16 protein-coding genes are annotated in these 19,976 nt (G+C 69.5%); 5 read left to right on the top strand and 11 right to left on the bottom strand.

Going from position 1 to position 19,976, the window contains the following annotated elements; all coding sequences use genetic code 11:
* Positions 1 to 55 precede the first annotated feature (55 nt).
* Entirely contained in the window at positions 56 to 1,591 is a 1,536-nt protein-coding gene (locus ACGFIV_RS32165; protein WP_392838610.1) for a S8 family serine peptidase, read from the top strand.
* Positions 1,592 to 1,729: 138 nt separating this feature from the next.
* On the opposite strand, the gene ACGFIV_RS32160 is transcribed toward ACGFIV_RS32165, so the two are convergent.
* Complete coding sequence (locus ACGFIV_RS32160) at positions 1,730 to 2,404, bottom strand: lytic polysaccharide monooxygenase (protein WP_392838608.1); 675 nt, start codon at positions 2,402 to 2,404, stop codon at positions 1,730 to 1,732.
* A 421-nt stretch (positions 2,405 to 2,825) separates the two neighbouring features.
* On the opposite strand from ACGFIV_RS32160, the gene ACGFIV_RS32155 reads away from it, so the two are divergent.
* Positions 2,826 to 3,881, top strand: coding sequence for a lytic murein transglycosylase (locus ACGFIV_RS32155; RefSeq protein WP_392838606.1), 1,056 nt, complete (start codon positions 2,826 to 2,828; stop codon positions 3,879 to 3,881).
* A gap of 52 nt (positions 3,882 to 3,933) precedes the next feature.
* On the opposite strand, the gene ACGFIV_RS32150 is transcribed toward ACGFIV_RS32155, so the two are convergent.
* Complete coding sequence (locus tag ACGFIV_RS32150) at positions 3,934 to 4,878, bottom strand: SDR family NAD(P)-dependent oxidoreductase (RefSeq protein WP_358547739.1); 945 nt, start codon at positions 4,876 to 4,878, stop codon at positions 3,934 to 3,936.
* 166 nt (positions 4,879 to 5,044) lie between these two features.
* Here ACGFIV_RS32150 and ACGFIV_RS32145 point away from each other — a divergent pair, with 166 nt between their 5' ends.
* Positions 5,045 to 5,629, top strand: coding sequence for a TetR/AcrR family transcriptional regulator (locus ACGFIV_RS32145; RefSeq protein WP_392838604.1), 585 nt, complete (start codon positions 5,045 to 5,047; stop codon positions 5,627 to 5,629).
* 12 nt (positions 5,630 to 5,641) lie between these two features.
* Here ACGFIV_RS32145 and ACGFIV_RS32140 read toward each other — a convergent pair whose 3' ends face one another.
* The 7 genes from ACGFIV_RS32140 to ACGFIV_RS32110 all read right to left on the bottom strand — a co-directional run bounded on the left by ACGFIV_RS32140 (position 5,642) and on the right by ACGFIV_RS32110 (position 15,013).
* Positions 5,642 to 9,712: a Pls/PosA family non-ribosomal peptide synthetase gene (locus tag ACGFIV_RS32140; RefSeq protein WP_392838602.1), complete on the bottom strand. Its 4,071-nt coding sequence runs from the start codon at positions 9,710 to 9,712 to the stop codon at positions 5,642 to 5,644.
* Between the two features lie 44 nt (positions 9,713 to 9,756).
* Positions 9,757 to 11,139 carry a diaminobutyrate--2-oxoglutarate transaminase family protein gene (locus tag ACGFIV_RS32135; RefSeq protein ID WP_358547730.1) on the bottom strand — a complete coding sequence of 461 codons (1,383 nt, stop codon included), beginning with the start codon at positions 11,137 to 11,139 and terminating at the stop codon, positions 9,757 to 9,759.
* A 612-nt stretch (positions 11,140 to 11,751) separates the two neighbouring features.
* Positions 11,752 to 12,399, bottom strand: coding sequence for an SRPBCC family protein (locus ACGFIV_RS32130; RefSeq protein ID WP_358547728.1), 648 nt, complete (start codon positions 12,397 to 12,399; stop codon positions 11,752 to 11,754).
* A gap of 47 nt (positions 12,400 to 12,446) precedes the next feature.
* Positions 12,447 to 12,836, bottom strand: a complete 390-nt coding sequence (locus ACGFIV_RS32125) for a VOC family protein (protein ID WP_392838599.1) — start codon at positions 12,834 to 12,836, stop codon at positions 12,447 to 12,449.
* Positions 12,833 to 13,222, bottom strand: a complete 390-nt coding sequence (locus tag ACGFIV_RS32120) for a metalloregulator ArsR/SmtB family transcription factor (RefSeq protein ID WP_358547726.1) — start codon at positions 13,220 to 13,222, stop codon at positions 12,833 to 12,835. Before ACGFIV_RS32120 ends, ACGFIV_RS32125 begins: the two co-directional genes overlap by 4 nt.
* 47 nt (positions 13,223 to 13,269) lie before the next feature.
* On the bottom strand, positions 13,270 to 13,968 hold the full coding sequence (locus ACGFIV_RS32115; protein ID WP_358547723.1) for a class I SAM-dependent methyltransferase: 699 nt from the start codon (positions 13,966 to 13,968) through the stop codon (positions 13,270 to 13,272).
* Positions 13,969 to 14,089: 121 nt separating this feature from the next.
* Positions 14,090 to 15,013 (bottom strand): SDR family oxidoreductase, encoded by a 924-nt coding sequence (locus ACGFIV_RS32110; RefSeq protein WP_358547721.1) that lies wholly within the window; start codon positions 15,011 to 15,013, stop codon positions 14,090 to 14,092.
* A 239-nt stretch (positions 15,014 to 15,252) separates the two neighbouring features.
* On the opposite strand from ACGFIV_RS32110, the gene ACGFIV_RS32105 reads away from it, so the two are divergent.
* Complete coding sequence (locus ACGFIV_RS32105) at positions 15,253 to 17,676, top strand: LuxR C-terminal-related transcriptional regulator (RefSeq protein ID WP_358547719.1); 2,424 nt, start codon at positions 15,253 to 15,255, stop codon at positions 17,674 to 17,676.
* 309 nt (positions 17,677 to 17,985) lie between these two features.
* On the opposite strand, the gene ACGFIV_RS32100 is transcribed toward ACGFIV_RS32105, so the two are convergent.
* Entirely contained in the window at positions 17,986 to 18,465 is a 480-nt protein-coding gene (locus ACGFIV_RS32100) for an ATP-binding protein (RefSeq protein WP_358547716.1), read from the bottom strand.
* Positions 18,462 to 18,674, bottom strand: a complete 213-nt coding sequence (locus ACGFIV_RS32095) for a DUF5999 family protein (protein WP_358547713.1) — start codon at positions 18,672 to 18,674, stop codon at positions 18,462 to 18,464. Before ACGFIV_RS32095 ends, ACGFIV_RS32100 begins: the two co-directional genes overlap by 4 nt.
* Before the next feature lie 392 nt (positions 18,675 to 19,066).
* On the opposite strand from ACGFIV_RS32095, the gene ACGFIV_RS32090 reads away from it, so the two are divergent.
* Entirely contained in the window at positions 19,067 to 19,933 is an 867-nt protein-coding gene (locus ACGFIV_RS32090; RefSeq protein WP_358547710.1) for a chitosanase, read from the top strand.
* Positions 19,934 to 19,976 lie beyond the last annotated feature (43 nt).

Raw genomic sequence — 19,976 nt, 5'->3', positions numbered from 1 at the left:
GGGCCGGCCAGACCGCGGCGATGGTGCCGCGGCATCACCGCTCAAGGAGCAACCCATGCAGCATGCCCTGCCCAAGCGACGGCTCGCGGCCACCGCCGCGGCGTTTGCCATGGTGGGTGCCACCTTCCTCGGAGGCGCGATCGGTTCGGCCAGCGCGGCCATCGCCGACGAGCCGACGTCGACACCCGTCAACGCGGACATCCCCGACGGGATGCTCATGAGCTACGTCGTCAACGCCCGGATCGCCAACCCCGGCCAAACTCGTCTCGTCGAGCGCGCGGTCGAGGCGGCCGGAGGTGTTGTCGTCCAGTCCTGGCCCGAGATTGGCGTGGTCGTCGCCCACGCCGACCGCGCGGCCTTCCGCGCGAACGTCACCGCCAAGGGCGGCAACGCGGTCGCCTCCGTCGGCGCCACCCGCACGGCCGGGGTCTCCGAGGGGACGCCGGCCGACCTGGCCGCGCCATGGGGCCCAGGCGCCAGCGGGTACAAGAAGGGTGCCAAGAAGCCGGACAACGGCGACATCCCGTCCGACCCGCAGCCTAGCGAGAGCCTCGACCCCAATGAGGGGGTCCAGTGGGACATGAAAATGATCAAGGCCCCCCAGGCGCAGGCGATCTCAGACGGCAACCGCAACGTCCTCGTCGGGGTACTCGACAGCGGCATCTCGCCGACACACCCGGACCTCAAGGCCAACATCGACGTCGCGAACTCGGTCAACTGCACTAACGTCGGCCGTCCGGATCAGACGCCGTTGGCTTGGCGCCCGACGACGAGCGACCACGGTACACACGTCGCCGGCACCATCGCCGCCGCCCGCAACAACATCGGCATCGTCGGTGTCGCGCCGAACGTGCGTCTGGCGGCCGTCAAGGTCGTCAACAACGACGGCTACATCTACCCGGAGTACGCCATCTGCGGCTTCATGTGGGCGGGCCTGAAGCACATGGACGTCACGAACAACTCCTACTACGTCGACCCGTTCGAGTTCTGGTGTGACGACCAGCCTGACCAGGCCGCCAGCAAGGAGGCCCTCCGGCGCGCCGTGGGGTGGGCCACCAAGCAGGGCGTCGTGAACGTCGCTGCTTCGGGCAACTCCAACTATGACCTGGCCAACAAGACCGTGGACACGGGCAGCCCCAACGACGCGCCGAAGCCGACAGTGCGCACGATCAACAACCACTGCAACGACATCCCGGCTGAGTTCGACGGTGTCGTGACGGTCGGATCCCTCCAGCGCGTGGGCACCACGTTGGACAGCGTTCGGTCGTCCTTCTCCAACTACGGCCTCGGCAAGATCGACGTCGTGGCTCCCGGCTCGTCGATCTACTCGACGACGTGGAACACCCGGACCGGGGCCGACGGCTACGGCACCAAGAGCGGTACGTCGATGGCGAGCCCGCACGTCGCCGGCGTCATGGCGCAGATGAAGTCGGCGCACCCGTCCTGGTCGCCGGCCGAGATGATCCGTGAGCTCAAGGCACGGGCCGAATCCAAGTCGTGCCCGCAGAACAACGCTGCCTGCGTCGGCACCGTCGACGACAACGGCTTCTTCGGCGCTGGAGTCGTCGACACCCTCGCCGTCGTCAAGTGAACTGACCCTGGTATCACCTAGGTGACACCACCGCGCTGGGCTTGCACCCCCATGAGGGTGCAGGCCCAGCGCCATATCCTCCGCTCGTGATCCGCGGAAGGGCCCGCCGGGGCGCGGCCGGCGGGCCCGGTGCCGGGATCAGGCCACGAAGTTGACGTCGCTGCACATGAAGAACGTCTGGTCCATGTGCGAGGCCTGCCAGATCATGTAGACCACGGCGCGGCCGCTGCGCCCCGAGGTGCTCAGGTTGACCGAGTAGTACTGGCTGGGAGTGTACTTCCCGGTCTTAGTCAGCAACTGGAGGTCGTTCCAGGTGAGCGCCTGACGTGTGGGGTCGAAACCCTGACGGGTGACGTAGACGAGGAGATAGTCGGCTCCGTGGCCGGCCTGGTCCCACAGCTTGACGGTGAAGTTGTTGCGGGTATTCGTCGCCTTCCACGCGCCGGGAACGTCCATCGCGTTGTAGCGGCCGTTCTCGGCGTGTCCGCCGCTGCACAGCTGGCCGTTCGGGACCGCGGCCTGGAAATTGCCGCCGAGGTTCATGCGGTAGAGGCCGTTCCAGTTCCACATGGCCGTCGTGTCGGCCTGCCACGCCTGCCAGCACATGGGATCCTGCTGCGCCATGGTGGGGTTCTGGAAGTCGCTCCCCCAGCGCTGCCAGCAGCCGTAGTGACGGGAGGCGGGGTCCACGAGCGAGCCGTGGGCGGAGGCAGCGTCGGCCCAGACCACCAGGCAGGCCGCCATGGCGGTCAGCAGGGCCGTGGTACGGACGGCCCATCGACGGGCGGCCCGGGCATGAGGATGTGATGGCACGTTGGGTCTCCGATCTTCCGCGTGATCCGAGTTGCAGGAGCGCTCCCAAATGCGTCGCCGCGACAGTAACCGACCGCGATTAGTTTGGATAGTCCACCAACAAAGTGGAGACCGTTCCCTGCGCTGCCCAAGGTGGGCGAAGTGGCGATGACCTGGCCATTCACTGGCAATGGTGCGCTACGCGACGGCTGCCCAACCCTGTATTTTTCATGGCTTGACCGCATCAAGTCAGGCAGGGGTGCCCGCAGGGGGACGACTGACCCCGGCATGCTCGGAATGGTCCACCGGGGGGCTTCGACGATCCCGGTTACGAGTGCCCGACGCCCGAGAGAGCTTGTCACTAAGGTTCCGAGTGAGCCCGCGGCCGGCGTCGCACAGGAAATCCGCCTCGCAGGTCGCCGCTGCGCGTACGTTGGGACCGATGAAGGATCAGCACGCACAGATCGCATGGCAGGACCGCCGGCCGGTCGGGCTCACGACGCCCATCGAGGGGGACGCCTCGGGCCGCGGGCAACCTGGCAGGGGCGTGGGCCGGTCGCGCGGGAGGTTGCTGGTCGCCTCGCTCGTCAGCGTGGCCGTCTCGATCTCCGGATGCGCCGGCTCGCAAGGTGCCGCTTCAACGGCCACGCCCAACCAGACCGCGACGCGTACGGCCCCAGGGCGGGCGGTGTCGCCGCCGGCGAAGGAGTCCTCACGGGAGGTGCCCGTCCTCCCGGCCCCGGACGCGGCGATCCCCAAGGACCCGTCACGGCTGGCCGAGTCCCTGATCAGCACCACCGCGCGGCTCCGGCAGGCCACCGATGACTGGGTGCGCGAGGGGAATCCCGCCAAGGGGGAGGCGCCCGAGCCGGTGGTGCTGCTTGCGCTGCACCAGCAGCGCGTCTACCGGTACCTGGCCGGCGATCCGAAGGTCGCTTCCCGAACCTACGCCCGGCTGCCCAAGGCCCTGGCCAGGCAGGCGGAAGACAACGTGACGGCCATCCGCGACCTGCGCTCCCTCGTCCGGCCCATCAGCGGGTCGGCCAAGTTCCGTGTCCAGCCGCCCAAGCCCGCGGATGTCCTGCTCGGCCACTTCCGGCATGCCGAGCGCCGGTTCGGCGTCGAGTGGGAGGTGCTGGCCGCGGTGATGTTCGTCGAGACGAAGTTCGGCCGCGTGAGGTCACCCAGCTACACAGGCGCCAAGGGACCCATGCAGTTCATGCCGGGAACATGGGCCGCCTACGGGATGGGCGGTGACATCCAGGACACCCGGGACGCCCTGCTCGCCGCGGCCAACTACCTGCACGCGTCGGGGGCACCGCGCGACTACCGGCGCGCGCTGTACGCCTACAACCACTCCCAGGCGTACGTCGACGCGGTGCTGCTGCACGCGCGCCAGATGAAGCAGGACATCAGGAACTACTACGCCTACTACAACTGGCAGGTGTTCGTCGTCACCACCCAGGGCGACCGCCGCCTCACCGGCCCTGACCGCTGACCCGGAGGAGCACCTCGTGGAGTAGGCGACGCGTCTGGCCGCGGCCGGGAGGTCACGCGGCCAGGGTGTCGGCGGACACGGCCCAGAGGCGGGCGGCGGCTTCGGGGTCGAGGGCGTAGGCGGCGACGCCGCGGCGGGTGCCCGGCTGGTTCGGGGCCGCTTCGGCGCAGTCCTCGAAGTACCGGCCTCCGACGCCTTCGAGCAGGGGCGAGGTGGCGACCAGCACGGAGGTGGAGGCGCCCTGTTCGGGCGTCTTCCACGTGTACGACCCGCCGCCGCTCTGGTTGCGCATCCGCTCCAGGTCCTCGTCGGTGACGTGCCGCTGGAGGTTGGTGCGGATGGCGCCGGGCATCAGCGCGTTGACGGTGATGCCGTCGTTCGCCCAGCGCGTGCTCGCCTCGACCGCGAACAGGATGTTGGCCGTCTTGGACTGCCCGTACGCGGCCCACGGCTCGTAGGGGCGCTCCCGGAAGTGGATGTCCTCGAAGACGACCGGCGAGCGCAGGTGCCCGCTGGAACTGACCGACACGACGCGGGCGCCGCCGGCCTCCGCCAGCGCACGGTGAAGCCCCGTGGTCAGGCCGAAGTGGCCGAGGTGGTTCGTGGCGAACTGCAGTTCCCACCCCTCGGGCGTGCGCGTCTCTGGCGAGGCCATCACGCCGGCGTTGTTGACGAGGATGTGCAGCGGGCCGTCCCACGCGGTGACGAAGGCCGCCACCGAGGCCCGGTCGGCGAGGTCCAGCGGCGCGACGAGGACCTGCTTGTCGCCGGTGGTCGCGATGATGTCGTTCGCGGTGCGCTCACCCGCGTCGAGGTCGCGGACGGCCAGTGTGACCTCCGCGCCCGCCCCGGCGAGCGCCCGTGCGGTCTCGATGCCGATGCCGGACGCCCCTCCGGTCACGATGGCGCGGCGGCCGGTGAGATCGATGCCGTCGACGACCTCGGCAGCCGTGGACCGGGCGCTGAACGGCGTGGTGATGGGCGTGGTCGAAGTCATGATGTTTCCCGTCTCGCTCGGCTACCCGGATCGGGCCGCCAAGCCGGTACGCTGGTGAAAACGGAGGATCCTCCACTACGTGCCACTCTAATCGGAGGTTCCTCCGCTTAGCAAGCCGGGCTCCGAAGTGGGACAGTTGGCGAAACGGACCGACGAGGAGGGGAACGTGCCGGCCACAGGGCCTCGACCGCTGCGCGCCGACGCGCGGCGCAACCGCGACCGATTGCTCGACGTCGCCGTTCGCGCGTTCTCCCAGGACGGGCCAGACGTGACGCTCGACGCGATCGCGAAGGCCGCGGGCGTCGGCATCGGCACGCTGTACCGCCACTTCCCGACCCGCGAGGCGCTCATCGAGGCGGCCTATCGCAACGAGCTGACGAGGCTGTGCGACGCCGCGGCGGAACTCCTGCGCACCATGCCGCCGGACGAGGCGACACGCACCTGGATGGACCACTTCGTCGACTACATGACGACCAAGCGGGGCATGGCCGACGCGTTGCGAGTGGTCATCGCCTCCGGCGGGAACCCGTACGAGCAGAGCCGCGACCGGCTGATCGCCGCGATCTCGATGCTGCTCCAGGCGGGCGCGGCGGCGGGGACCGTACGGTCGGACACCGAACCGGGCGACGTGCTGGCGAGCCTCGGCGGGGTGTCCCTCGCCGCCGGCGAGCCCGCCCAGCGCGACCAGGCCCGCCGCCTGCTCGACCTGCTGATGGACGGCCTGCGCTACCGGGCCGCCGCCACGCGCTGACAGCGGCGGGTCCTAGATCTGTTTGGCCGGGTTGCCGCGCCATCGGGCGTGGGGGGCCGGCTCCTCGCCCTTCATCAGGAAGGAGTCGGGGTCGAGGACGGCCCCGTCGCCCATCCGGACCCCGTAGTGCACGAGTGCCCTCATCCCGACGGTGCAGCCTTCCCCGATGACGATGTGGTCGGACTTGAACGTGCCGTCCTCCAGCGAATGGGCCTGGATCAGGCTCCCCTCCGCCAGCGTGCAGTCGCTGCCGACGGTGACCAGCGTCTTCTCCGGCATGTAGCCGCCGTCGTCGAACACCCTGCGCCCGAGCCGCACGCCCAGCAACCGCCAGAAGAGGTTCTTGAACGGGGTGCCGTTGAGCACGTCCAGGTGCGTCGTGACGCTGAGCTTCCAGTAGCGCTCGTGCCACCAGTAATACGGCTGGTAGATCGAGCAGAACCTCGGCTCCAGCCTCCCGAACCCGATGGCGACGCGCTCGGCCAGCACGAAGTATCCGGCCGTGAACACCAGGGTGAGCACGATGTCCGCGGCGACGGCGGCCGTGCCGAGGAGGCCGTACAGCCTGACGGCGAGCAGGGACAGAAGGGTGACGCCGAACACGTAGATCCACCGTACGAGCAGGTAGAGCGCCATGGTGACGAGATTGTGCCTGTTCTTGGCGGACAGGCGGCGGCGGAACTCCTCGCCGGTCTTCAGGTGGTCGAAGCCGCTGTCACGCTGCACCGAGCGCGGGATCTCGAAGCACGGCGAGCCCAGCAGCCCGACGTCCTGCCGCAGGTGGCCGTCGATGGGGATCATGACCTTCGTCGCGAGGAGGCAGTTGTCGCCCACCCGGCTCTGGGACGGGTAGGCGATGTTGTTCCCGACGAAGGTGCGTGCCCCGACCGACGTGCGTGACACGCGGAACGACGTGCTGGAGAAGTCCGCGTTCATGATCGACAAGCCGTCGGAGACCATGGTGCCGCCGCCGACGGAGGTCAGGTAAGGCGACTCGTGCTTGAGTTCGAGGCCGAAGTTGGACCCCGTCTGCTCGACCGTGGACAGCCCGTACCCGACGCCGCGGAGGTAGTTCACGACGTACGAGCTGTCGCCGAAGAGGTACATGAAGAACGGCACGTTGGTGATCCGCGTGATCGCACGCTGCGCCCCGTAGCGGAAGCCGTACAGGGGATGCACCTTGCCCGGTGTGACGGCGAGGTTCAGCAGGCGGGGCACGGTGGCCACCAGGGCGAGCCCGGCGGCGACGGCACCGAAGAACAGCACGCCGGAGGTGACCAGGGCCTCCCAGAACAGCTGCCGGCCCACCGGTTCCGCGGAACGCTCCGTGAGCGCGGCGAGGCTCGGCACCTGGGTGCCGAGCAGGTACGTGCCGCCGAGGGTCAGGGGGATGTACACGAGCAGCGCGCTCAGCAGTTGCAGGGCGCCGAAGCGGGCCCTGCGCCAGGTGCCGCATTCGGCGGGTTCGACCGTCCGGTAATCAGTGGTGGTCGGCTGCGCGGGGGAGCCGTGCCAGCGCCGGCCGTCCGGAACGGACTGGGACGACTGGAGGGACGAGGAGTGCCCGAGCTGGGCCCCGTCGCCGAGCGTGGCGCCGATGTCGATCACCGTCGCCTCGCCGACGAACGCGTCATTCCCCAGGGTGATCGGGCCCGTCTCGATCACGCCCGCACGGGCCCGGTAGCAGGGGAAATACGCGTCCTTGCGGATGACGGTGCCGCCGCCGATCGCCAGCAGATCGGTGCAGACGGGAACGTTCTTGGACAGGATGACGACGCCGGGGCCGATCCTGGCCCCCAGCGCCCTGAGATACAGCACATACAGCGGGGAACCGGTGAAGAGCGCCATCGGATTTCGCCTGACGAGGGTCTTCACGGCCCAGAACCGCACGTACGCCAGGCTCCAGACGGGTATCTCCCCGGGTTTCCAGCGGCCGACGAGCGCCCATTTCGCCAGGATCGGGACGGTGCACAGCGCCACGAAGATCGCGCCGCCGGACACCAGCGACCGCAGGTAGACGTCGGCGGGACCGGTGGCCCCCGAGATCCACCGGAAGGCGGCGACGAGCACCGAGGCGGTGAGGTAGGCGTATCCCAGGAACAGCAGGAACTGCAGGGCTCCGCAGAGGAGGTACCGCGCCGTGCTCGCCGCGGGGCTCGGTTCCGCCGGGACCCGCGGCTCGGTGGCGGGGGCCGCGTCCGCCAGGGCCGCGGCCAGGCTCCTGACCGTGGAGTGCAGGTAGACGTCCTTCATCGACACCGGCGCGAGGTCGGTCCGCTCTCTGACGCGGGCGCAGAAGCGCGCCATCAGCAGCGAGTTCGCCCCAAGCTCGTCGAAGAAGTGGCTGTCGGCCGACACCTGTTCGAGGCCGACGACCTCGGCCAGCGTGCCGGCCAGGACGCTTTCGGCGGGCGTGGCAGGGGCCACGTAGGCGTGCGTGGTGGCCAGGCAGCGGGGGCCCTTCGGCGGCGGGAGGTTCTTTCGGTCGGCCTTGTTGCTCAGCAGCATCGGGATGTCGGGGAGCTGCTCCACGTAGGCGGGGACCATGTATCCGGGAAGGCGTCCGCGCAACTGCCGGTAGATGTCCTCCTGGCCGAGTCGCGGTGTGCCCTCGCGGGGACTGTAGTAGGCGACCAGCTCGACGACCCCGGGCTCCGGCTCGTAGGTGTCGACCACGGCCTGCGCGACCCCCGGCACCTGGAGCAGGACCGACTCGATCTCGGCCAGCTCGATGCGGTACCCGTGGATCTGGACCTGGGTGTCGATACGGCCGTGGTACTCGATCTCGCCGAGGTCGTTGACCCGGCCGAGGTCCCCGGTCCGGTAGATACGGCCCGACGGGTTGTCCGGTATCCCGAGGAAGTCCGGGATGAACGCCCGTTCCGTCAGGTCGTCGCGGTTGACATACCCGCCGGCCAGGCCGATCCCCGCGATGCCGATCTCGCCGAGCTCTCCGGAGGGGACCACCCGCGCCTTGGCCGGATCGAGGATGACCACGGAGTAGGTCGGCAGCGGCACGCCGAGGGTCACCGGCTCGCTCGGGTGGAGCACCTTCCAGGTGGCGGTGACGGTGGCCTCCGTCGGGCCGTACACGTTGAGGAACCTGCGGCCTGGGCGGTGCCAGCGGTGTACGAGGTCCGGGGGGCACGCCTCCCCGGAGACCAGCAGGAAGCGCAGGCCGGGAAGGTCCTTGTCGAGGGTCGCCAGCAGGGTCGGCACGCAGCACAGCGCGGTGACCCGGCCGGCCTGGAGGAACTCCCACAGCTCCCGGCCGAGCAGGGTGACGCCCGGCGGTCGCGGGACCAGGGTCGCCCCGGACAGCAGGGGCACCCAGATCTCCTCCACCGAGAAGTCGAAGGCGATCGTCATGCCCTGGTAGACCCGGTCGTCCGCCCGCATCTCGTACGCCTCGACCGCGACGCGGACGAAGTTGCAGATGCCGGCGTGCTGGATCGCCACGCCCTTGGGCCTGCCCGTCGACCCCGACGTGTAGATGATGTAGCAGAGCTCGTCGACGGGCCTCCCGCGCTCGTCGTCCGTCAGGCGCCGGTCGTCCTCGGCGGCGACCAGGCTCTCCGCCTCGTCGACGTAAAGGATGTCGGCGTCGACGTGCTCGACGCGACCGCGCAGGTGCGACAGGGAGAGCACCGTCCGCACGCCCGCGTCCCGCACGATGTACGCCAGCCGGTCGGCGGGGAAGCCGGCGTCCATCGGCACGTACGCCGCGTTGATCTTGAGGACGGCGAGCATGCCGGCGTAGGAGTGCACGGCGTGGTCGAACAGCAGGGCGATCCGATCGCCGGGCCGGGCTCCCTGCTTGAGCAGGTACCGGGCCAGCCGGTTCGCCCGTGCGTCCAGTTCGTCGTAGGTGAGCACGACGTCGCCCGCGTCCACCGCCCGCTGGTCGCCACGCTCGGCGGCACGCAGCCGGTCGCACTGCTCCTCGAACAGCGCTTCGAGCCTGTCCCCGCCCCCTGGCCGGGCCGCCCGCGGGCCTTTCGCACCGATCAGGATCTGGCCGGCCGGCGGCGCGGGCCGGGGATCGAAGCGCTGAACGTCCTGGACGTCGGCCTGTCTGGTCATGCTGCCTCCATCAACCACCACAGATGCCCTGGTGCCGGACCGGCTCAGGCCGCCACCAGGCAGCGCTCGTCGATGGCGTCGACGAGGATGGAACACGCGGTGTCGACGACGTCGGCGGTCACGTTCAGCGGAGGGAGGATCCGCAGGACGCAGTCGTCACGCCCGCCGATCTCGATGATCAGTCCCCGGCGCAGCGCGGCGGCCTGAACCTCGTGCGCCAGCTCGGTGGCCGGGCTTCCGTCGAGCGGTTCGGCGAGTTCGACGCCCCACATCAGGCCGAGGCCGCGCACCTCGCGCACCCACGGGTTCTTCGGCAGCATGGCGAGCCGGTCGGCGATCTGCTCGCCGCGCTCCCGGACGTTGGCCAGCACGTCGTCGCGCCGCATGATGCGCACCGCCTCGGCCCCGGCGGCGAACGCGAGCTGGTTGCCCCGGAAGGTTCCGATGTGCGCGCCGGGCGCCCAGACGTCCAGCCGCCGGTCGTACATGATGATCGCGACCGGGATGCCGATGCCGCTCAGGGCCTTGGACGCGACGATGACATCGGGTTCGATGTCGTACTGCTCGAAGGCGAACCAGGTGCCTGTGCGCCCGCATCCGGTCTGCACCTCGTCCACGATGAGAGGGATGTCCAGCTCGCGGGTCAGGTCGCGCACCCGCTGGACGAACTCCTTGGTGGCCGGTATCACCCCGCCTTCGCCCTGCACCATCTCCATGATCACTGCGGCCGGCAGCGGGACGCCGCCGTTCTTGTCGTGCAGCGACCGTTCGAGGTGCCCGGCGCAGTTGGTGCCGCACGTCTCGGGTACCAGGCCAAGCGGGCAGCGGGTGCAGTAGGAGTAGGGGAAGAAGTGGATGCCCGGGACGCCGTTGCGCACAGGCTGCTTCTGCCGTACGAGCCCGCTGAGGGCCATCGCCGCGTGGCCGCTGCCGTGGAATCCGCCCTGGAAGGCGATGACGTCACCCCGGCCGGTGGCGGTCTTGCAGAGCTTGATCGCGGCGTCGACGGCGTCGCCTCCCGTGGGCCCGCAGAAATGGATCTTCATGTTGTCGCGCAGTCCCGGGGGCAGCATGGACAGCTGTGCCTCGGTGAACGCGTCCTTGGCCGGGGTCGGGAAGTCGAGGCCATGGGTGAGGCGGGTGAGCTGGCCGGTCACGGCTTGTACCAGCTCGGGGTGGTTGTGCCCGAGCGACAGGACCCCCGCGCCGGTGAGGAAGTCGATGAAGGTGTTGCCGTCGAGGTCGCGCAGGAAGCTGCCGGAGGCGTCCGCGATGGCCAGGGGAAGGCGGCGCGGGTAGGTTCGCGCGTTCGACTCCCGCTGGGCCTGCCGGGCGAGCAGTTCCGCGGAGCGCGGGCCTGGGAGATCACTCAGAACATAGGGATGGAGCAACATGTCGGATTTAGCGCTGCGATCGGCCAGACTCATCGGGGCTCTCCTCTCAAGGCGGCCGACGTGCTGGATCCTTTCAAGGGGTGCCTGCGTCTCGAATCTCCTAACTCACCCATCACAGACTCGCCACACGTATATCGCTGATGCCGGTCGGACTGGCAGAGAACATGGCCATCGCGATCCTCCGCGAATCATGGCCTCGGTCTACGGATACGGTTCCACGAGCGGTACCCGTACAAACGCCACAAGGCCACTCATGTCCATCGAAGCTTCGCGGACTTCCCGTTTCAGGAGGAAATCCAAAAAGTGTTTTGTCTGGACGTGATCGTTCTTCGCCGATCGGCCTCGGGGTGGTTGATCAGGCCTTCTGCGGTGAGGATGGTGTCTGATCATGGAAATTGCCGTCGATGATCCGGCTCATGGCTCGCGCCGTCGCAGGGTGATAAATCTGGATTTTTCGCTAAATAATGGACATGCTCGGCGGGTTAATGAGGGGGCCGATCGGCCCCGAGATTCCCGTCACTCGTGCGAGCGGGAAAGGTGCCGGATGATTGCCATTCGCTGGCCGATATAAGGCTTTCCATTGAAGGCCGTGAGAGGTTATGCAGTGGAGGAGGCGATGCGCAGGGGCTTCGGGACGACGGCCGGTCAGGCCGCGCCGTCATCGGACGCGGTGCCGGTACCCCTGCCAGGACCGGACGTGAGCCCGGCCTCGTCGAGCACTCCCGCCCAGGCCCGGCTGATCTGGTCGGCGAGGTCGGTGATCTCCGGCAGGTCGCCGATCTCGGTGGGCGCGGCGTCCGGGAACTCGCCGCGAAGGAACGTGCCGAGGCCGATCAGGCCCAGCTCCCAGCCGGCTCCGAGGCCCCAGAGGCCCTTCTCGGGGTCGTTGAGCACGAGGTCCGTGATCTTGCCGAACGAGGAGTGTTCGAGCTCCAGCTCGGTGCCGTCGCCGCTGGGCGACAGCCGCAGCTCGACCTGGTCCTCCGGCAGGTCGCCCACCTCGCCGGACACCCAGGTGACCGTGAGCCGCCGGGGCGGTTCGCAGCGCAGGATCCTGCCTCCGGCGTTGCCCTCGAAGCTGAACGTGCCGCCCTCCCGGAGGTCGCCCGAGGGCCTCATGAAGAAGCGGCTCAGCCGGTCGGGGTCGGTGCAGGCGTCCCAGACGTCCTCGACCTCGGCGTCGTAGCGCCGGCGCATCAGGATGGTCCGCGTCTCACCCCCGTCGCGGTGCCGGCTGCCGAGCTCGCGCTCGGTGCCCGAGATCGGGTCGTCCTTGCCGAACACGTCGGTCATGTGCCGTGGTGCCCTTTCGTGGTGGTGGAGCGCCGGGCGGGCGGCCGTCAGCCGAACTGGGCGAGGCCGATGAGGTTGCCGCAGGTGTCGTCGAACACCGCCTGGGTCACCGTGCCCATCTCCGTCGGCTCCATGGTGAAGACCACGCCGAGCGCCTTCATGCGCTCGAACTCGGCGTGGACGTCGTCGGTGGCGAACAAGGCGGCGGGGATCCCGGACTCGAAGAGCGCCTGCTGGTAGGTCGTGGCGATCGGGTTGCCGTTCGGCTCAAGGAGCAGCTCGACGCCCTCGGGCCCGGCGGGGGAGGCCACGGTGAGCCAGCGGTCCTCTCCGACCGGGACGTCCTGCTTCTTCGCGAAGCCGAGGATGTCGGTGTAGAACGCGAGGGCCTTGGCCTGGTCGTCGACGAAAACGCTGGTCACTGCGATCTTGATCATGGTATTTCCTGGTCTTCCTGGTCGAGGGGGTTGTGCGGCGACGCGCTCGCCCGGTCCCTCGCGCGACGGTCGCGCCGCCCCCGCGCGAGCTCGGTGCCGAGGGCGTCCAGCCCCTGGCTCCAGAACCGGCGGTAACGCTCCAGCCACACGTCGATCTCCCGAAGGGGCGCGGGGTCCACGGCGTACAGGCGTTTGGTGCCCTCGGCCCTGACCGTCGCGAACCCGTTCTCGCGCAGCACCCGCAGGTGCTGCGACACCCCGGGCTGGGAGATGCCGAACTCCTCCTGGACGACCTCCCCGACCTCGCCGGCCGACCGCTCACCGTCGGCGAGCAATTCGAGGATCCGGCGACGGACCGGGTCCCCGAGGACGTCGAACGCGTGCACGGGGCACAGCTTGGCAGCTACCGCTTATATAAGTCAACTCTTAAAGATCAGCGTCTGACACACGTGTAGGCGCCATAGATCGACTGGTGGTAGGCGGTGTCGACGATCTCGAAGCCCGCCGCCTCCAGCATGGGTTCGAGCAGCCAGCGGAAGGTGCTGTGTTCGGTGCGGAGATGCTCGGCGTAGTCCCCGCGCGTGTAGCCACGCTCCGGATCGTCGGCCGCGCCGTCGAGCCAGCGGTCGAGGATCTCGTCCGCCTCGGCGGGCTGGAAGTCGAAGATCAGGTCGTGCAGGCGCAGGACGCCGCCCGGTCGCAGCATCCGGGCGACGCGGTCGAGCGCGACCGCCTTCCAGAAGTCCGGGAGCTGGTGGAGCGCGTGGCGCGTGTAGACCGCGTCCGCCGGCGGGCCTGAGTGGTCGTAGGACAGGAAACCCGCCCGTACGACCTCGACGTTCGAGAGCCCGGCCTCGGCGGCGCGGTCGCGCAGGTGGTTCCCCATCGCCGGGGAGATGTCCACCGCCACGACGCGCCGGAACCGCCGCGCGGCGGCCAGGCTGAACCGGCCCGTCCCGGCGCCGAGGTCCACGACGGTCGCCGCCTCGCCCACGCCGTGCTCGCCCAGCACGGCGAGATCCCCGGCGGGGTCGGGCCGGCCCTGCTTGCGGTCGAACCCGGCGACGAAGCCGGGGTCGAGATGCTCGGGTCCCGCATGCGCATGCTCGTCAAGAGCCCATTCCTTCGACATCGCCCGATCGTCACACGCTTGCCGGGAAGGTCGCACTTGCTTTTCGGTTCGCCCCGCGCGTCGACACCGCCCCGTGCGGGAGGAGACCAGGGGTCAGTGGTGGCCGGTCTCCTCCCGGGGGTCAGCGGTAGCCGGTGACGTCGGCGGGCTTGCCTTCGTCGACCACCTCGGCGAGGTACCGCCAGGCGTCGGGACGGCTCCCGTCCACGTCGGTGAAGCCGTGGATCTGAGCGAGCTGCCCGCTGGACAGCGAACGCCCGTTCCACCGGGCGACGTCGGGGTCGCCGGCGAGGGCGGCGACCGCCCGTCCGACGTAGGCGGGCGTCTCGGAGATCGCGAAGTGGGGGTCGCGCTCGGCCCCGTCGCGCCAGTTCTCCTCGGTGACTCCGAAGTGCTCCAGCATCAGCTCCGAGCGCAGCCACCCCGGGGTGAGCGCGACGGCGGTGCAGCCGTACGGCCGCAGTTCCTCGCCCTGGCCGAACGCCAGCCGGATCACCGAGGTCTTGGCGAGATCGTAGAAGGCCGACAGCCGGTAGTGCCTCTCGTTGTACTCGGCGACGCCGTCGGTGACCTCGACCAGCAGCCCGCCCGGCCGCCTGATCAGCAGCGGCAGCAGGTAGTGGCCGGTGATGAGGTGGGTGTCGATCGCGAGCCGCAGCAGGCGCAGGCCCGCGTCGAGGTCGTGCTCCCAGAGTTTGGAGTGCCATTCGAAGAGCGACTCCGAGCCCCAGATGTTGTTCACCAGCACGTCGAGCCGGCCCTGTTCCCGGTCGATGCGCTCGGCCAGCGCCTTGACCTGGTCCTGTTCCAGGTGGTCGACCTGGATCGCGATCGCCGTCCCCCCGGCGGAGGTGATCAGCTCGGCGGTCTCCTCGATCGTCTCCGGCCGGTTCATCTCCGAGCGCCGCTCCCGCGTGGTGCGTCCGGTGACGTACACCGTGGCGCCCGCCGCGCCCAGCTCCCTCGCGATCCCCCGGCCGGCGCCGCGCGTGGCCCCGGCGACCAGCGCGACCTTTCCCGTGAGTGGTTCCCGTGTGGATGTCATGGACGAGATGCTGCCAGGGAGGTCCGACAGTCTGTGGCCGCCTTTTCGGCGGTTCGGGCGCCCGTGATCGGGCGGCGAGGCGGTCATCTTCACATCAAAGCTTTGCGGTCAGCAGGGACGATCGGTGCGCGGAGGACGTGGGTTCCAAAACGGCCGGGGCATAACCTGACTTATGTCGACTCGTGTGCCGTGCACGCTGATCCGGTACCCGGTGTCGCTGTGAGGCACTGGTGAGCGGGATGGCATCTAGCATCTCGAAGCGGCGGCGGGTGCGCAGGCTGCCCGCCGAGGTGACAAGCTTCGTCGGACGTCGGCAGGAAGTGGCGGACGTCAAGTCGCTGTTGTCCAGGTCCCGGCTGGTGACCCTCACGGGGGTCGGCGGAGTCGGGAAGACCCGGCTGGCCACCCGGGTGGCCGCCGACGTGCAGCGGGCGTTCCCCGACGGCGTGTGCCTCGTCGAGCTGGCCCCCCTGACCGATCCGGAACTGATCGCCCACGCCCTGACGGAAGTCCTCGGAATCGAGGAGAAGCCCGCACTGTCCCCCGTGGAGTCGGTCAGCGAGTACCTGGGCGACAAGAAGGCGCTCGTCATCCTGGACAACTGCGAGCACCTGCTGCACGACTGCGCGATCCTCGCGGAGGAGCTCCTCGCCTCCTCGCCCGAGCTGCGGATCATCGCCACCAGCAGGCAGCCGCTGAGGATCAGTGGCGAGCAGACGCTGGCCGTCCTGCCGCTGCCGGTCCCCGACTCGGCCACGGCCAGGCTGTCGACGGACGCGCTGGCCAAGGTCGACGCCGTACGGCTGTTCGCGGAGCGGGCCGAGGCGGTCCTGCCGGACTTCTCGGTCAGCGAGGCCAACAGGGACGCCGTGGAGCGGATCTGCCGGCGGCTGGACGGCATCCCGCTGGCCATCGAGCTCGCGGCCGTACGGCTGCGCGCGCTCTCGGTCCAGCAGTTGCTCGACTGGCTGGACGACCGGTTCCGGCTGCTCACGGCGGGATCGCGAACGGGGGCGCGCCGCCACCAGACGCTGCGGGCGCTGGTCGACTGGAGCTACGAGCTGTGTACAGAGGCCGAGCGCCTGATGTGGGCCCGCACCTCGGTCTTCTGCGGCGGGCTCGACCTTGAGGCCGCCGAGGAGGTGTGCTCCGGCGACGGCATCGCCCGTGAGGACGTCATCGACCTGGTGATCGGGCTGGTGGAGAAGTCCGTGCTGGTCCGCGAGGAGCATCCGTCGGGGGTCCGTTACCGGCTGCTGGAGACCATCCGCCAGTACGGCAAGGACCGGCTGGCCGAGTCGGGCGAGGAGGAGGCGCTGTGGCGGCGCCACCGCGTCTACTACCGCGAACTGGCGGCCAAGGCCCGCGATCAGCTCTTCACAAGATCGCAGGTGGAGTGGCTCGTACGGTTGCGGCTGGAACACGCCAACCTGCGGGTCGCCCTGCGCTCCGGCTTCGAGCAGGGGGAGGCCGAGGAGGGTCTGCGGGCGGTCACCGACCTGCTGTACCACTGGAAGACCAGCCACCACGTCAACGAGGGCCGCCGCCTTTTCGGGCAGGGGCTGTCCCTGGTCACCCGGCCCAGCGACGTGCGGGCACGGGCACTGTGCGGCGCCGGCTGGCTGGCGATCCTGGAGGGGGACATCCCCCCGGCCCTGGAGATGCTGGAGGAGAGCCAGACGCTGGGGGAGCGGCTGAGGCTCGACTCGGTCCTCGCCTATGTCGCGCTCTACTCGGGCATGGCCGCCATGTACCAGGGAGACATCGAGCCGGCGATCAAGCTGTTCGAGGAGGCGCTGGCCGCCTGCCGGGCCGCCGGGGACGAGGTGGGAGACGTGATCGCCCTGACCCGGCTCTCCCTCGCCTACTCCTACGAAGGCGACTTCGAACGGGCCGTCGCCGCCGGCGAGGAGGCGCTCCGTACGTGCGAGGCACGAGGGGATCTCTGGCACCGGGCCTACGCGATGATGGCGCTCGCGATCGAGAGATGGCGTGAGGGCGACGCGGACCGTGCCGCGTGCCTGGCGAAGGAGAGCCTGCGGTTCGACAGTTCGCTCCACGACTGGCAGGGCATGGGGATCAACCTGGAGGTCCTGGCCTGGATCGCCGCCGGAGTGGGCGACTTCGACAGGGCGGCCCGGCTGTTCGGGGTCCTGCGGGGCGTCTGGCAGACGGTCGGCGTGCCGATGGCCGGGTTCGGGCATCTGACCAGCTACCACGACGAATGCGGACGCCGCGTCCACCAGGCCCTCGGAGAGCCCGCGTACAAGGCCGCGATGCAGCGGGGCGCCAGGCTCTCCCTCGACGAGGCGCTCGCCTACGCCCTGGAGGACAGCACGCCCGCCGCCCCCTGCGCCGACGGCGGCGCTCGTCCCTCGCCGCTCACCCGCAGGGAGACGGAGATCGCCCGGCTCGTCGCCCGGGGGCTGAGCAACAAGGAGATCGCCGCGACGCTGATCATCGCCCAGCGCACGGCGGAGGGGCACATCGAGCACATCCTGAGCAAGCTCGGCTTCCACTCCCGCGCGCAGGTCGCGGTCTGGGCCGCCGAGCAGAGCCGGGGCGGGGACGGCGGGGACGACGGCCCGGGGGACCCGGGTAAAGAGAAGGACGACGGGCCGGCTCCCGGCCGGAGGCAGCGGAACGCCGGGGTCGACCGATAGCGGGCAATCGGGCCGACCCCGGCGTCACCGGGGGAGGGGGAGCGGGCCCGGAGGCCCGGCAGGGGGGAGACCTTGGCCGCCGGTCCGGGATCCGGGTACCGGGAGAACAGGCCTCGTTTCCGTATCCAGTACGGCGTTCAGTAGGGCAGGGCGCGGCCTGACGGGGTCCGCAGATCCTGGGTTTCGCAGACGGCACGTCTCAGAGGCCTGCCGACGAGGACGCGACGCGTGGCCTGGGGTCGCCGCCGGGGTCCGGCAAAGGCCGGTCCGGCCCATCCGGGCCGAGGCCGGCCGTCCTGACCGGCGGCGTCACTCATCGTCGCCGCCGTCCCCGGCCGGGCAGGCCGTCTCGAACCAGACGATCTTGCCCGCGGGCACGCGGTAGCTGCCCCAGGACTTGGAAAGCGCCTCCATGAGGAACATCCCCCGGCCGCCCTCGTCACCCTCGTGGGCGTGGCACACCTGGGGGAGGGCGGGATTGGTGTCCTGGACCTCGCAGCGCAGGGTGCCGTGGTTCATGGAGACGGTCATGACCGCTCCCCAGGAATGGCGCATCGCGTTGGTGACGACCTCGCTGACGAGCAGTTCGAAGATGTCACCCTCCTCGCCGACGCCCCATTCGGCCAGCTGGCGGCGCACCCGTCCCCGGGTCTTCGGAACGGTGGCCGGGTCGGGGAGGAGCACCCATGACGCCCGCGTCGCCCGGTGCCGGGCGGGCCCGATGCGGAGGGCCGCCGGCGCGTAAGCGCTCGTCCGGGGCGGTGAGGCGACCTGCGTGATCATCTTCATGCCGCCCTTCCGTAGGCCTCGGCACCATAAGCGAAACGATGGACCGGGGGGATGCTTCGTCCGTCAGGCAGGAGCTCGCCCGTGTCGTCGAAGACCACCACGCCGTTGCACAGCAACCCCCACCCCTGCTCGGGGTGAGACGCCACAAGACAGGCCGCTTCGTGGTCGACGGCGGTCGCGGGCGGGCACTGAGGCTGGTGTTGACACATGGCTTGCACCTGAATCCGATTGATCTTCTCGTCAGCTCGTTCTCTTTACCAACACGTCGAGCATCTCCCGACGGGCCCATACCTAGTAACGGGACAACTACCCCTATCACTACCCATTCATCACGAATGGGTACCCAGTCTTTACCTTGGGTGGGCGTCCGAGTGACCTGGTCCGATCCGGGCAGGTGGAGGCGGTGCTTCGCGGTGGGCGTTGACATGGCTCCGGGGCGATGCTTCTATTCGTTAGAAAACTTTCCTAACGATCCCCGAAGGTGCCCCCGCCTTCGGCCAGACCGCCGGAAACTCCTGGTCATGTGAGCCCCGCACTGCCTGTGTCCTGGGCGGTTTCGTCGTGCGCGGCCCCGTCCGGAGTGGCGGGAACGGAGAGACAGGTGCAGATCCCCCCGGTCAGGCAGTCCCCCCGACGAGCCGTCCTTCTCGTCCCCGCGCTAGCCGTGGCACTGGTCCCGGCTCTCGTGAGCGGAGCGGGCGCCGCCCACGCGTCGGACTCGGCGCTCTCGGCCCGCGTGTCCATGGTGGCCGCGTCGGTCGACCTCACTGATCCGCACAAGAAGGACATCGCCATGCAGCTGGTGTCGAGCGCGGAGAACTCCTCGCTCGACTGGAAGGCCCAGTACAAGTACATCGAGGACATCGACGACGGCCGCGGGTACACGGCCGGGATCATCGGCTTCTGCTCGGGGACCGGCGACATGCTTGACCTCGTCGAGCTGTACGCCAAGAACAAGCCGGGCAATGTCCTCGCCAAGTACCTTCCGGCGCTGCGCAAGGTCAACGGCAGCGACTCGCACAGCGGGCTCGACCCGAACTTCACCAAGGACTGGGCGACCGCCGCCAAGGACACGGTCTTCCAGCAGGCGCAGAACTCCGAGCGTGACAGGGTCTACTTCAACCCGGCGGTCCAGCAGGCCAAGGCGGACGGGCTGCGCGCCCTCGGCCAGTTCATCTACTACGACGCCATCGTCATGCACGGCCCCGGCGACGACAGCGTCAGCTTCGGCGGCATCCGCAAGACGGCCATGAAGAAGGCCAAGACCCCCGCCCAGGGTGGCAACGAGACGACGTACCTCAACGCCTTCCTCGACGCGCGCAAGGCGGCGATGAAGACCGAAGAGGCGCACAGCGACACCAGCAGGGTGGACACCGAGCAGCGGGTCTTCCTCAAGGCCGGCAACCTCGACCTGAACCCGCCCCTGACCTGGAAGGTGTACGGCGACAGCTACACGATCAAGAGCTGATACGCCCGCTACGCCGCAGGGCCCCCTCTGGATGGTCTCAGAG

Source organism: Sphaerisporangium sp. NPDC049003, assembly GCF_043197795.1.
Taxonomy (GTDB): domain Bacteria; phylum Actinomycetota; class Actinomycetes; order Streptosporangiales; family Streptosporangiaceae; genus Sphaerisporangium.
This window is presented reverse-complemented; position numbering and strand designations above follow the sequence as displayed.